Below are 12,483 nucleotides of genomic sequence, written 5' to 3' on the forward strand. Positions count from 1 at the left end.
CGAGTTGAACGAGGTTGGGTTAAGCGACAGCGCAACCCAACCTAGCAAAAATGGACAAGGTATTGATTACTTACTTACAGGTTCTAATTGCAGACTTATTACTTTTTGTTCTTGTTCTTGTTGCTGAAATTCTGTCAATTCTGATTCTATTTCTGCCTTGACTTCATGACGGAACTTGAAAAAATGTTCACCTGTACCCAAAGCAATTAAATAATCATATAATAGATGAGGTTTTTGCCGTGCCATTGTTATTAATTGCTGCCAAAAAACAAACCGTGTAGAACGCAAAATTCCCTGTCGCCAACAAATAGACATTAAAAATTGGAACTCTGGTTTTGTTAAATTTCTTTCATATTTAGCCCGCCAACCTTCCATCATCATAAAATGCCGGAAAGTCCGTTTTAGGTAGGGCATGGGTTCATATAAATTCCAAAAAGCATCAACAAACTCCTCGGCAATTTCCGACATTGGCCGAGTGGGAACAAAATTCATTAAGGCTTTTTGAGAACCCACAAATTCACCTAAACCATCCCTTAACCGTCCTTCTTTTTGCAAGCGAGTCCACATGGCTGTATTGGGTAATGCTTGCAATAAGTTAAGATGGGCTTGGGGAATACAAGTTGCTTCTACAAACTCTTGAATCCGTTTACCTGCACCTGGTTTTTCACCATCAAATCCTAAGATAAAACCAGACATAATTTGTAATCCGGCTTTAGTAATTTTATGGCAGGATTCAACTAAGGAATTGCGGGTATTTTGTGGTTTATTAATTCCGACTAAACTATCTACATCAGGGGTTTCAATTCCCATAAACACCTGCACAAACCCAGCTTTTACCATTAGTTCTAGTAATTCGTCATCTTCTGCTAAATTTAAAGAAGCTTCTGTTAATAATGCAAAAGGATAATTACGTTCTTCCATCCAGGGAATTAATGCTCTTAAAAAGACCTTAGCATTGCGTTTATTGCCAATAAAGTTATCATCAACTATAAATACATAACGCCACCAACCCATCTGATACAAAGCATCTAATTCTGCGAGGATTTGTTCTGGGGTTTTTGTCCGGGGTTTGCGGCCAAAAAGGGTAATAATATCGCAAAATTCACATTGGAATGGACAACCCCGGGAAAATTGCACCGTCATAGCTATATAAGCATTTAAGTCTAATAAATCAAATCGAGGTAGGGGAGTTGTGGTGACATCGGGTTTTTCTGTAGCGCGAAAAATCCCTTTCTCTTCTCCCTTTTCTAAAGCCTCTACAAACATGGGAATAGTAATTTCCCCTTCATCTAAAATTAAATAATCTGCGCCGGCTTCAAGAACAAATTCTGGTACAGATGTGGCAAATGGTCCACCCACTGCCACTTTTTTACCTAACGCCTTACCTTTTCTAATTAATTCACCAAAATCCTGTTTTTGAATGATCATTGCAGAAATAATGACTATATCGCACCATTCCCAATCTGCATCTGTTTCTAGACGGACATTGCGATCGCTCAATCTGAATTCCCAATCACTCGGTAACATTGCTGCCACCGTGATTAACCCTAATGGGGGATTCGTAGATCGTAACCCAGCTAAATCAATGGTTTCCTGATAAGACCAAAAAGAATTAGGCATTATCGGCCAGATTAATAAAGCTTTCATTAAGTATATTTCCCTGAGTTGTTTTTGATCAAAACCTATTTAATTTGAACTATAAAAGTTAGGTCAGTTGGTTTTTATCTCTCTGGAGGTACAGATTCTTTTAGTTTTATATTTAAGAAAATAAATAGACAAGGTAAAGATAAATTACAGTTCAGCAAACAAAATTTATTTACGTCTGAAATCTGAGATAAAATATTTGGTAAATTTACTTGAAAATGGTTATAATACTATTTCCTTAAATTGATGCGTGTTATTAGCAAAAAAATACTTAGGGACTTTTGGGAAAAGCACTCCCTAGCAGAATCAGGACTTTTACTATGGTATCAACGTATATCTGATTCTCAATTGGAAAAGTTTAATGATGTCAGACAAATTTTTCCATCAGCAGATTTAGTTGGTAACTTCACTGTTTTTAATATTAAAGGTAATCATTATCGTTTGATAACCTATATAGATTATGAGTATCAACTCTTATTTATACGTGCTGTACTCACTCATGCTGAATACGATAAGGAGAATTGGAAAAATGACGAGTGGTTTAAAAATTCCTAGTAACTACTATATAAAACTAATTACCACATTTCCTCCACGACCAATTACCAATGAAGATGAATTAATTGCTACCCAAAATCAAATTAATTCTATTTTGGACCAAGGAAATATTACACAAGATGATCGAGACTATCTGAAGGTTCTTGGTACTCTTGTTTATGATTATGAACAACAACATGAAATAATACCTACCTTGACAGGCATAGCACTCCTTCAAGCTTTGTTAGAAGAATCTAATCTGCAACCAAAAGATTTAGTTTCTATCTTAGAAAGTGAGTTAATAGTTTTAGATATTCTCAGTGGTAAATGCCAATTAACGGAAAAACAAATTCAAGATCTAGCTGTGTTTTTTCAAATAGATCCTACTTATTTAGTTGCATAACTGAGTTTTCCGCTTACCTGGTAATTGTAGAAACTTCTGGCAAAAGTCGGAAAAAGAGGAAATATGCTTTTAGAGACTTCCAAATAAAAAAATGTCCCAAAACTGATGCAGAAATTCTCTCTCTGTGTACTCTGTGCCTCTGTGGTTCGTTTCTTAGGATAATTTATTTCTTGGAAGTCTCTTAATAACCTCATCAATAATCCCCAATCACTCCCAATGACTACTAAAATGAGTCTTGTAACCGCCCCATTTACAAAGCTACGGTGTACACACAAGTTATTGAATCACCATTATTCCTCCAATTACCCCACCCTAACCCTCCCCGATGCTTTGGGGAGGGAACTAATTTTTCCTTAATCCCCCCCTTTATAAGGGGGGATTAAGGGGGGTAATTTAACTTGTGTGTACACGATAGATTTACAAAGCGGGGAAGAGGAGATAAATAACGGATAATTATGGGTAAACAGCGCGTTTTGTCGGGAGTTCAACCAACTGGTAACTTACACTTAGGTAACTATTTAGGTGCGATTCGCAACTGGGTAGAAATTCAAGACCAGTATGAAAATTTCTTTTGTGTGGTAGATTTACACGCTATCACTGTACCGCATAATCCCGCCACTTTAGCGGCTGATACTTACAAGATTGCTGCTTTATATTTAGCTTGTGGTATTGATTTACAACACTCTCATATCTTTGTTCAGTCCCACGTTTCCGCACACAGTGAACTCACTTGGTTGCTAAATTGCATTACCCCCCTGAACTGGTTGCAAGATATGATTCAGTTTAAGGAAAAAGCCGTTAAACAAGGGGAAAATGTCGGTGTTGGTTTATTAGATTATCCCGTACTCATGGCGGCGGATATTCTCCTTTATCAAGCTGATAAAGTGCCAGTGGGTGAAGACCAAAAGCAACATTTAGAACTAACAAGGGATATTGTTAATAGGTTTAATCACCAATTTGCCAAAAAAGCACCTGTATTAAAATTACCAGATCCTTTGATTAGAAAGGAAGGTGCAAGGGTGATGAGTTTGACAGATGGGACAAGGAAAATGTCAAAATCAGATCCTTCAGAATTGAGCCGAATTAATATTTTAGACTCTCCAGAGGAGATTACTAAGAAGATTAAACGCTGTAAAACTGATTTGGTGAAGGGTTTAACCTTTGATGATTCAGAACGCCCAGAATGCCATAATTTATTGACACTGTATACGCTGCTGGCTGGAAAAACTAAGGAAGAGGTAGCGGTTGAATGTGCAGATATGGGTTGGGGACAGTTCAAACCTTTATTGACAGAAACGGCGATTCATGCTTTAAAGCCGATTCAGGACAAATATCAGGAGGTAATGGCGGATAAGGGTTATTTAGAGTCAGTGTTGCGGGATGGTGGGGAGAAAGCCAGAGCGATCGCTAATTCTACTCTAGCAGATGTGAAAGCGGCTTTGGGTTTCACTGTTCCGTTGTAATTTTTTACAGGGTTTAGATCCCCGACTTCTTAAAGAAGTCGGGGATCTGAAAAAGATATCTGAGTGAGTAATATATAACTAAGGTTTAGTCTTTAATGTGTAATTCGTTTTACTCTTTAAGAAAACCTCAAGATAAATTTGAACTATGCCGGATACTTATAGCTTTAGTGCTTTTAACAACTTCCGCACAGCCGCCCAAAGGGGTGACTTTTTAATTACCGCCGAAGTTGCACCTCCCAAGGGCGGAGATCCTATCCATACCATCGAAATGGCGGCGACTCTTAAGGGAAGGGTTCATGCTGTCAATATTACTGATGGTAGCCGTGCTGTCATGCGGATGTCTTCCTTGGTAGCCTCGGTGATTTTATTGCAAAATGGGATTGAACCGATTTGTCAGTTTGCTTGCCGCGATCGCAATAGAATTGGATTACAAGCAGATTTAATGGGCGCTCATGCTTTGGGTATCCGCAACATCTTAGCATTAACTGGCGACCCTGTAAAAGCCGGTGATCATCCTCAAGCAAAAGCCGTTTTTGATTTGGAAGCTGTGCGACTATTGCAGTTAATTAGAAACATGAATCAGGGTTTTGATTTTAATGAAAAACCCCTCACTGATGGTGCATTAGATTTATTTGCAGGTGCAGCAGTAGATCCTCAATCGAAAAGTTGGTCAGGTTTACAAAGTCGGTTTGAAAAGAAGATAGCAGCCGGGGCGCAATTTTTTCAAAGTCAATTAATTACTGATTTTGAAATATTAGAAAAGTTCATGAATAAAATTGCCTGTGGTTACAATAAACCAATTTTGGCAGGAATTTTTCTCTTGAAATCGGCAAAAAATGCCCAGTTTATTAATAAGGCTGTTCCCGGTGTGAATATTCCTGAACACATTGTTGAGAGATTAGCAAAAGCGAAACATCCCCTCGAAGAAGGCATGAAAATTGCCGCCGAACAAGTGCAAACTGCGCGGGGATTATGTCAGGGTGTGCATATTATGGCGGTGAAACGGGAAGATTTGATTGCACCAATTTTGGATTTAGCGGGGGTGGAGAAAGTTAATTAGGAAGAAAACAGCTTAAATTATGAATTTAGTAGAGACGTTCCATGGAACGTCTCTACAAGGGTTTTGAGATCACGTATATTTAAATTCAGTCGTTGTCTCTAAATATTGCTAATTTTGCTAAACTAGAACAAACCTCACACCAGCAGGAGGATATATGACTTTTACAACTGATGTCCAGGAAGATTCAGACTTACGCCCTTACCCAGAAACCTCTCTTCCAGATCATACCCAACTACCAGAGTCGGACGGTACTTTTGTGAAAAATTGGCAAGAACATCCACAAAGCATTCTCCTCACGGACTCCATTCAACCAGTATTAAAGAAACTTCATCCTGATGGTCAATATTTTATTGGACAGGATTTGGGTATTTATTGGCGTATTACTGAACCACCGGAAAAAGGTGCAGAAGCACCAGACTGGTTTTATGTTCCCAATGTACCACCTTCTTTAAATGGTAAAACCCGACGCTCCTATGTCCTTTGGCAAGAATTTATTGCTCCATCAATTGTTTTAGAATTTGTTTCGGGGAATGGTGCAGAAGAACGAGATAAAACTCCTTGGAAAGGTAAATTTTGGATTTATGAGCAGGTAATTCGTACTCCTTTTTACGGCATTTATGAAGTAAATAAAGCCAGTATAGAAGTTTATGAATTAATTGGTGGACAATATCAGTTATTAGCAGCAAATGAACGGGGACATTATCCGATTACATCTATGGGTGTTGAGTTGGGTTTATGGCAAAGTGAATATCTGGCTATGGATTTACCTTGGTTGCGGTGGTGGGATTTGCAAGGTAATTTATTATTAACCGGTGAAGAAAGAGCGAATCGTTTGACTGCACAATTACGGGCTTTGGGAGTTGAACCGGAAGCGTAATATTATTTGGACTTTGAGTTAAGGATGCGTCGCAATCCTTACTAATTTTGCTAAACTAGAATAAACCTCACACCAGCAGGAGGACATAATGACTTTTACAACTGATATCCAGGAAGATCAAGACTTACGCCCTTACCCAGAAACCTCTCTTCCAGATCATACCCAACTACCAGAGTCGGACGGTACATTTGTGAAAAATTTTCAGGAGCATCCTCAAAGCAATCTACTGACAGACTCCATTCAACAAGTATTACAAAAACGCCATCCAGACGGACAATATGCCATAGGTCAAGATAGCGGTATCTACTGGCGGATGACTGACCCAGCAGAACGGGGTGCAGAAGCTCCAGATTGGTTTTATGTCCCCAATGTACCCCCTACCTTAAATGGGCAAATACGGCGATCTTATGTCCTTTGGCAAGAGTACATTGCCCCGTTAATTGTTTTAGAATTTGTCTCTGGAAATGGTAGTGAAGAAAGAGATAAAACTCCTTGGAAAGGTAAATTTTGGATTTATGAACAGGTAATTCGCCCTGCTTTTTATGGCATTTATGAAGTTAGGAAAGCCCGTCTTGAAGTTTATGAATTAACTGGTGGACAATATCAGTTATTACCAGCAAATGAACGGGGACATTATCCAATTAAACCTATGGATGTGGAGTTAGGTTTATGGCAAGGTGAGTATCTGGCTATGGAACTACCTTGGCTGCGTTGGTGGGATTCCCAAGGTAATTTGTTGTTGAATGGTGATGAAAGAGCCGAACTAGAACGTCAAAAAAGTGATCGTTTAGCTGCACAGTTGCGGGCTTTGGGGATTGAACCGGAAGCGTGATATTAAATTAAATGTAATGATGACGATTTTGGATCTAACGGAAGTAGAAACAAATGATCGATCACCTTTTCACAAATAAATAAGGTATCAGACCGTTAAACTTGCTTGTAATTCAACAATAATACTCTCCATAGATTGAGGTTTTAATTCTCCTTGGTGAAAAGCTGAAATTGCTTTTTTTGCATCTTCAGCAATTTCTTCACGACGAGATTCAATCATTTGATTTTTAATAATTTCTAATAACATTTCTCTTTGTTCAAGAGGAAGTTGATTAACAGTTAAAATTGCCTCTTCTAATGTCACCATAATCTAGTTTCTCTTGATTTAATTGACTTTCTTTAAATAGATTATAACTTATGGAGTAATTCAAACGCAGATAAACGCAGATAAACGCAGATGATTTTTTGGGCTATTTAACGAAGCTAGGGGTCATTCGTCTAACCCTAGCCAAGAATACGGTTTTTATTTACTTATTGTATAGATCATACAAACTATCAAACCGGTTTAAAAAGTCGGTATACTATCCATCCTAAACCTAAGCCGATGTTAGATGTGCCAGTCACAATTAAAAAAGCATGAAACTTATTAAAGGATTCTTCTAGTTTAGGACAAGCCCAAGCGCAAGCGAAAATCTCAGCCACAGCCCCAGCCGAAGACCGATCCAAAACTAAAACCCCAGCAAAAACCCCACCCAAAGCCACAGCCGCAGCCACAGCCGCAGCCCAAGACACAGCCGAAGACACAGCCCAAGACTCAGACCCAGACAAAGCCCAACTCAAAGCCAAAGCCCCAACCACAGCCACAGCCACAGCCCACAACAAAAACGGAGCATTATTGGCAGTTAGGATGTAGCCCATTAGAGAATAAGGCAATAATAATATAGTCAATGAAACCCAAGGAACTTTTCTATCTGGTTTATTGTTAATAGTTTTAACAATATTTGCCACTGCATTAACAATTTCTATACCTACATTGCTACCATTTACTACTACACTAACAACTTTTCTTCCTGCATTACTACCTTTTTTCTTTACATTAGGAATTTTATGCTTGTAATTTACAGCAAATTGTCATCAAACCCGGAACAAGAACCCCACCCCCAACCCCCTCCCCGCAAGCGATGAGGGGGCTAAGATGTACCTTATATGATTGGAAATCGCTGTAACATCTCTAGCCATGACTGCATAGACTGAGGACGGTCTTTTGCTTCTAACGCCATACCATTAAGAATTGCCTGATTTAATTCCTTACTGATACTAGAAATAAGCTCCTGCGGTGGAATTAGCGGTTCATCATCAAGTCTACGAGCTAAAGAATTTGTGGGCTTTTGACCAGTTACCCCATAATAAAGACTAGCTGCTAAACAGTAAATATCTACCCTTGGATCTCTACTTCCTTGATATCTCTGTTCATAAGGGGCAAATCCATCATTAGCTGCCTTATCCGCCGAACTTTGAGTTGCAGGAATTATTTGTTTAGCAATGCCAAAATCAATCAAAACAGCCTTACCATTACTTCGCAGCATAATGTTTCCAGGGTGAGCATCTCGGTGTACTAATCCCGCTTGATGCACTACCATTAGAGCTTCCCCTATTTGGCGAATACAAGTCATAATCTCTGCTTCTGGTAATGCTCCCCTACGCTTGACTGCCTGAAACAAATTTTCCCCTGGTACAAACTCCATGACTAGACAATGGGTATTACCTTCCTGAAATAGTTCAATTACCCCGACAATATGAGGATGGGGTTCTTGAGATAAACGTCCTAGTGTCCGCCCTTCTGCAATAAATCTTTTTATATACTTGTCATACTCTGGATCATAGTTCAGATATTCATTAGGCGTTTTGATGACAACTGGCCGATTGAGGTTCACCTGTAATGCCCTGTAAGTAATACCAAATCCCCCTTGTCCGAGAATCTGCTCAATTACATATTTACCACCCTGCAATTCCTGTCCTATTCCCCAGGTCATGAATACCTCTGATTTAAATATTTATTTTCATACCACCACCTGAGAAAAGTTTACATGATTCTACGGTTTATTGGTAGTTGTAGGACTGGGAGGTTGTTTAGGTAAAATAGGAATAATAGCACCCATGCCTTGGAGTAGGGTTGCAAAAGCACCAATTCCCATTATAACCAATGTCCAGAACTGGATTTTTTTATCCCAATTCCAATTAAATTTAGGCCTGGTTGCTTCTTTAATTAAACCCAGAGAGTCCAGCCATTCTTGCACAGATTGCGATCGCTCTTGGGGATTTAGTTTCATTCCTGTTAAAATTGCTTGGTTAATGCGATCGCTAATTTGTGGATTAATTTCTTTTGGTTCTGGTAAATGAATATTATTCCAGTTTACGTTTGAGAGCATCCACAGGAATTTGACCAGTCAAAAGTACATAAAGAGTTGCAGCCAAAGAATAAATATCACTGGCTTGAGTTGGTTTAGTGCTTTTACTATAAAGCTCAGGGGGTGCAAATCCAGGGGTATATTCTTCGGCTCGTCGCGTCGTTAATTCATGGTCAAAATCTAGAGATAAATTTTTTGCAACTCCCCAAATACTTGGATCAATTTTCGCATAAAAAGCTTGTGTAGTCTATCTAGCTTCAGTTTTTACCCAAAATAACGAAACTCCTTACCGTGCCATATTCGTAATATAAAAATTACATCCTCAATGCGTAAATATCGCACAACATAATCACCAGCTACAAGTTCACGAACATTTTCAAACTCCGGTACAGAACGCCCTATATCGGGATGTAGTACAAGCTTTCCAATTGCCTGTCGTAGCCGCAGAGATATACGTTCTGCGGCTTTGGGATTATGAACTGCGATAAACTCTCGTAGCCGAATCAAATCTTGAATTGCACTTTCTGAAAACTCCAATTTCATAACAAAGGAGCCTTAGTTTCCGCAGCAGTTCCCCAAGTTTCCAACCATTTCATCACCTCTTCTCCTGATACTACACGACCGGCTTCAATATCAGCTAAAGCTTCTTGAGTTTCTGCCAACATCCTTTGTTTAAGTTCTTCCTGCTCAATATACCGACGGAGAGCATCATTAATTATCCAACCTTTAGAACGCTTAATTCGGTTAGCAGTATTGTCAAGTTTCTCTTGTAAGTCATCATCAAGCCGAAAACTCGTGGTACTCATGAAATTACCTCAATAATGCACAGTATTATATTGCATTATTTTTAATATAATTCATTATTCATCAACTTTCAACCATAGAAGTAATGAATAATTCATTCCTTATACTCCTTTTCCACAGCTAAATATTGCGGCACATTCATCAATTCTTGAAAATCCTGAAAATTCATCAAACCAGATAAATTATCAGTCCTTCCCTGTTCCTTTAAATGACGAAAACAACCACTCATTACCTCAGTTACAGCCATAAGTGCAGTCAGAGGAAAAAAGACAATTTTAAACCCTAAATTCTGCAATTCTGCGGGAGAAATAGCGGGAGTTTTCCCACCTTCCACAATATTTGCTACCAATGGCACATTAGGAAAAGCAGCACCTATAATTTCCAACTCTGTCACAGATTGAGGAGCTTCCACAAACAAGACATCTGCACCAGCATTGATGTATGATTGACCACGAGCAATGGCTTCCTCCAACCCCAAAGGCGCACGGGCATCAGTTCGGGCTATAATGACCAAACCGCTATCACCACGTGCTTCCACCGCAGCCCGGATTTTTCCCGCGTGTTCAGTCATCGAAATTACCCGTTTACCTGCAAAATGTCCGCATTTCTTCGGCCATTCTTGGTCTTCTAAAATAATCCCAGCTAACCCCAACTGCATCGCATCTTTCACAGTCCGCATCACATTTAAAGCATTACCGTAACCCGTATCACAATCAGCAATTAAAGGTATATTAATTGACTGGGCTATTCTCCCGACAGTAGATAAATTTTCCGTAGCAGTGAGAAAACCATAGTCAGGTAAACCCAAGGTAGAAGCAGCAATCCCAAAACCACTGGTAGCAGCGACATCAAAACCCGCCTTTTCTACCAATTTTGCACTCAAACAATCATAAACACCAGGAATAACGATAATTTCAGGACGTGCCAGTAATTCGCGCAGTTTTTGAGCAGCAGACATACAAATAACTCTAAATGGACTATTTTGAGAATACAATAAATACTGTAAAAACGTTTTCGGAAGCTTACGGTATTTCTTCCTTTGCGCCTTTGCGCCTTTGCGAGAGATAAAATTTAAATTAATCACAAATGAGTAAACCAATAGAAGTCCGCAACCCCCGCACAGGTAAATTTGATTATGTCATCGTTCCTCCACCACCAAAATTACTTTCCCAGCAATGTCATCGTTTGCGAAGAGGACAAATTATCTGGCAAAAATTAGGAATTGAAGGCAGAATTGCCGCTTTAAAAGCATGGAAACAAGCTATATTATCAGACCGAACACAATTAATAGAAGCTTTAGTTAGTGATACGGGAAGATTATCAACATCAGTGACAGAAGTAGATTCTTTTATTTCTAGTATTGATAAATGGTGTAATTTAGCTCCACAATTAATACAAGGGACAGCAAAAAATACATCTATTCCTTTTATTGCTTTACAACAAATGGCTGTTCCTTATCCTCTAGTTGGCGTAATTAGTCCTTGGAATTTCCCCCTATTGTTATCTACAATTGATACGATTCCGGCTTTACTGGCGGGTTGTGCCGTAATAGTTAAACCTAGTGAAATTACTCCCCGATTTGTTGCTCCTTTGATGACTATAATCAATACAATTCCTCAATTACGTGATGTTTTAAACTTTGTTGAAGGAGCAGGACAAACAGGAGCAGATTTAATAGAAGATGTAGATTTAATTTGTTTTACAGGTAGTGTAGAAACTGGGCGGTTAGTGGCAGAATCGGCAGCCCAAAAATTTATTCCTGCTTTCTTAGAACTAGGAGGAAAAGACCCAGCTATTGTTTTAGAATCAGCCAATTTAGATTTAGCAACCTCAGCAATTTTGTGGGGTTCTGTTGTGAATTCTGGACAGTCATGTTCATCAATTGAAAGAATTTATGTTGCTGAATCTATATTTGAAGAATTTTATCATCAATTAGTTACTAAAGCCCATGAATTGAAATTGGCATATCCAACTATTGAAAGTGGTGAAATTGGTCCAATTATTTGTGAAAAACAAGCGGCTATTATTAATGATCATCTGTTAGATGCTGTTGCCAAAGGTGCAGTAATTCACTCTGGTGGTAAAGTAGAAGAATTAGGTGGAGGTTGGTGGTGTCGTCCTACGGTTATGACTGAAGTTGATCATTCTATGAAAGTCATGACTGAAGAAACATTTGGTCCAATTATGCCGATTATGCCTTTTGCTAATATAGAAGCAGCGATAAATTTAGCTAATGATTCTATTTATGGATTAAGTGCTGCTATATTTTCTGAATCAGAAGAGTTAGCATTAGAAATTGGTATGCAAATAGATGTAGGTGCTATTAGTATTAATGATGCAGGTTTAACAGCTATGATGCACGAAGGAGAGAAAAACTCCTTTAAATTTTCTGGTTTGGGAGGTTCACGCATGGGTAAAGCTGCCTTTAAACGCTTTATGCGAAAAAAAGCCTTTTTGATTAAAACTAACTTTGATAAAGACCCTTGGTGGTTTAATAATGAAGAGTAGGGATATAGAAA

At 38.7% G+C, this 12,483-nt stretch carries 15 protein-coding genes; 7 read left to right on the plus strand and 8 right to left on the minus strand.

Annotated elements, in window-relative coordinates; all coding sequences use genetic code 11:
- Positions 1 to 66: 66 nt before the first annotated feature.
- Complete coding sequence (locus FJR37_RS20980) at positions 67 to 1,647, minus strand: B12-binding domain-containing radical SAM protein (RefSeq protein ID WP_168467031.1); 1,581 nt, start codon at positions 1,645 to 1,647, stop codon at positions 67 to 69.
- Between the two features lie 243 nt (positions 1,648 to 1,890).
- On the opposite strand from FJR37_RS20980, the gene FJR37_RS20985 reads away from it, so the two are divergent.
- From FJR37_RS20985 to FJR37_RS21010, 6 genes are all read left to right on the plus strand, one after another.
- Complete coding sequence (locus FJR37_RS20985) at positions 1,891 to 2,199, plus strand: type II toxin-antitoxin system HigB family toxin (protein WP_053538135.1); 309 nt, start codon at positions 1,891 to 1,893, stop codon at positions 2,197 to 2,199.
- Positions 2,174 to 2,581, plus strand: a complete 408-nt coding sequence (locus FJR37_RS20990; protein WP_039203797.1) for a type II toxin-antitoxin system HigA family antitoxin — start codon at positions 2,174 to 2,176, stop codon at positions 2,579 to 2,581. Before FJR37_RS20985 ends, FJR37_RS20990 begins: the two co-directional genes overlap by 26 nt.
- 455 nt (positions 2,582 to 3,036) lie before the next feature.
- Complete coding sequence (gene trpS / locus FJR37_RS20995) at positions 3,037 to 4,044, plus strand: tryptophan--tRNA ligase (protein WP_168467032.1); 1,008 nt, start codon at positions 3,037 to 3,039, stop codon at positions 4,042 to 4,044.
- 145 nt (positions 4,045 to 4,189) lie between these two features.
- Positions 4,190 to 5,104, plus strand: coding sequence for a methylenetetrahydrofolate reductase (locus tag FJR37_RS21000; protein ID WP_039203793.1), 915 nt, complete (start codon positions 4,190 to 4,192; stop codon positions 5,102 to 5,104).
- Positions 5,105 to 5,258: 154 nt separating this feature from the next.
- A complete protein-coding gene (locus tag FJR37_RS21005; protein ID WP_039203791.1) occupies positions 5,259 to 5,981 on the plus strand; it encodes a Uma2 family endonuclease in 723 nt (240 codons plus the stop codon).
- A gap of 88 nt (positions 5,982 to 6,069) precedes the next feature.
- Entirely contained in the window at positions 6,070 to 6,813 is a 744-nt protein-coding gene (locus tag FJR37_RS21010; protein WP_027402478.1) for a Uma2 family endonuclease, read from the plus strand.
- 87 nt (positions 6,814 to 6,900) lie between these two features.
- Here the strand turns inward: FJR37_RS21010 and FJR37_RS21015 are convergent, their stop codons facing one another.
- The 7 genes from FJR37_RS21015 to FJR37_RS21045 form a co-directional block, all read right to left on the minus strand.
- Positions 6,901 to 7,119 carry a hypothetical protein gene (locus tag FJR37_RS21015; RefSeq protein WP_168467033.1) on the minus strand — a complete coding sequence of 73 codons (219 nt, stop codon included), beginning with the start codon at positions 7,117 to 7,119 and terminating at the stop codon, positions 6,901 to 6,903.
- Between the two features lie 188 nt (positions 7,120 to 7,307).
- Positions 7,308 to 7,760 (minus strand): hypothetical protein, encoded by a 453-nt coding sequence (locus FJR37_RS21020; protein WP_052150043.1) that lies wholly within the window; start codon positions 7,758 to 7,760, stop codon positions 7,308 to 7,310.
- Positions 7,761 to 7,954: 194 nt separating this feature from the next.
- Positions 7,955 to 8,785: a serine/threonine-protein kinase gene (locus tag FJR37_RS21025; protein WP_081981519.1), complete on the minus strand. Its 831-nt coding sequence runs from the start codon at positions 8,783 to 8,785 to the stop codon at positions 7,955 to 7,957.
- 60 nt (positions 8,786 to 8,845) lie between these two features.
- Complete coding sequence (locus FJR37_RS21030; RefSeq protein WP_052150042.1) at positions 8,846 to 9,181, minus strand: hypothetical protein; 336 nt, start codon at positions 9,179 to 9,181, stop codon at positions 8,846 to 8,848.
- Positions 9,182 to 9,424: 243 nt separating this feature from the next.
- Positions 9,425 to 9,703, minus strand: coding sequence for a type II toxin-antitoxin system RelE/ParE family toxin (locus FJR37_RS21035; protein ID WP_039203787.1), 279 nt, complete (start codon positions 9,701 to 9,703; stop codon positions 9,425 to 9,427).
- Positions 9,700 to 9,966: a CopG family ribbon-helix-helix protein gene (locus FJR37_RS21040; protein WP_039203786.1), complete on the minus strand. Its 267-nt coding sequence runs from the start codon at positions 9,964 to 9,966 to the stop codon at positions 9,700 to 9,702. The genes FJR37_RS21035 and FJR37_RS21040 overlap by 4 nt, the downstream gene beginning before the upstream one ends.
- 92 nt (positions 9,967 to 10,058) lie before the next feature.
- On the minus strand, positions 10,059 to 10,922 hold the full coding sequence (locus tag FJR37_RS21045) for an oxaloacetate decarboxylase (protein ID WP_039203783.1): 864 nt from the start codon (positions 10,920 to 10,922) through the stop codon (positions 10,059 to 10,061).
- A 128-nt stretch (positions 10,923 to 11,050) separates the two neighbouring features.
- Here FJR37_RS21045 and FJR37_RS21050 point away from each other — a divergent pair, with 128 nt between their 5' ends.
- Positions 11,051 to 12,472: an aldehyde dehydrogenase family protein gene (locus FJR37_RS21050; protein WP_039203782.1), complete on the plus strand. Its 1,422-nt coding sequence runs from the start codon at positions 11,051 to 11,053 to the stop codon at positions 12,470 to 12,472.
- Positions 12,473 to 12,483 lie beyond the last annotated feature (11 nt).

Origin of the sequence: Aphanizomenon sp. UHCC 0183 (assembly GCF_009712065.1) — a bacterium.
In the GTDB taxonomy this organism is placed as follows: domain Bacteria; phylum Cyanobacteriota; class Cyanobacteriia; order Cyanobacteriales; family Nostocaceae; genus Dolichospermum; species Dolichospermum heterosporum.

Coding starts and splice junctions, on each gene's coding strand:
- FJR37_RS20990 (WP_039203797.1), top strand. CDS start 2,174: ATGACGAGTGGTTTAAAAATTCCTAGTAACTACTATATAAAACTAATT.
- FJR37_RS21050 (WP_039203782.1), top strand. CDS start 11,051: ATGAGTAAACCAATAGAAGTCCGCAACCCCCGCACAGGTAAATTTGAT.
- FJR37_RS21035 (WP_039203787.1), bottom strand. CDS start 9,703: ATGAAATTGGAGTTTTCAGAAAGTGCAATTCAAGATTTGATTCGGCTA.
- FJR37_RS21010 (WP_027402478.1), top strand. CDS start 6,070: ATGACTTTTACAACTGATATCCAGGAAGATCAAGACTTACGCCCTTAC.
- FJR37_RS21040 (WP_039203786.1), bottom strand. CDS start 9,966: ATGAGTACCACGAGTTTTCGGCTTGATGATGACTTACAAGAGAAACTT.
- FJR37_RS20985 (WP_053538135.1), top strand. CDS start 1,891: ATGCGTGTTATTAGCAAAAAAATACTTAGGGACTTTTGGGAAAAGCAC.
- FJR37_RS21015 (WP_168467033.1), bottom strand. CDS start 7,119: ATGGTGACATTAGAAGAGGCAATTTTAACTGTTAATCAACTTCCTCTT.
- FJR37_RS21005 (WP_039203791.1), top strand. CDS start 5,259: ATGACTTTTACAACTGATGTCCAGGAAGATTCAGACTTACGCCCTTAC.
- FJR37_RS21000 (WP_039203793.1), top strand. CDS start 4,190: ATGCCGGATACTTATAGCTTTAGTGCTTTTAACAACTTCCGCACAGCC.
- FJR37_RS21045 (WP_039203783.1), bottom strand. CDS start 10,922: ATGTCTGCTGCTCAAAAACTGCGCGAATTACTGGCACGTCCTGAAATT.
- trpS (WP_168467032.1), top strand. CDS start 3,037: ATGGGTAAACAGCGCGTTTTGTCGGGAGTTCAACCAACTGGTAACTTA.
- FJR37_RS20980 (WP_168467031.1), bottom strand. CDS start 1,647: ATGAAAGCTTTATTAATCTGGCCGATAATGCCTAATTCTTTTTGGTCT.
- FJR37_RS21025 (WP_081981519.1), bottom strand. CDS start 8,785: ATGACCTGGGGAATAGGACAGGAATTGCAGGGTGGTAAATATGTAATT.
- FJR37_RS21030 (WP_052150042.1), bottom strand. CDS start 9,181: ATGCTCTCAAACGTAAACTGGAATAATATTCATTTACCAGAACCAAAA.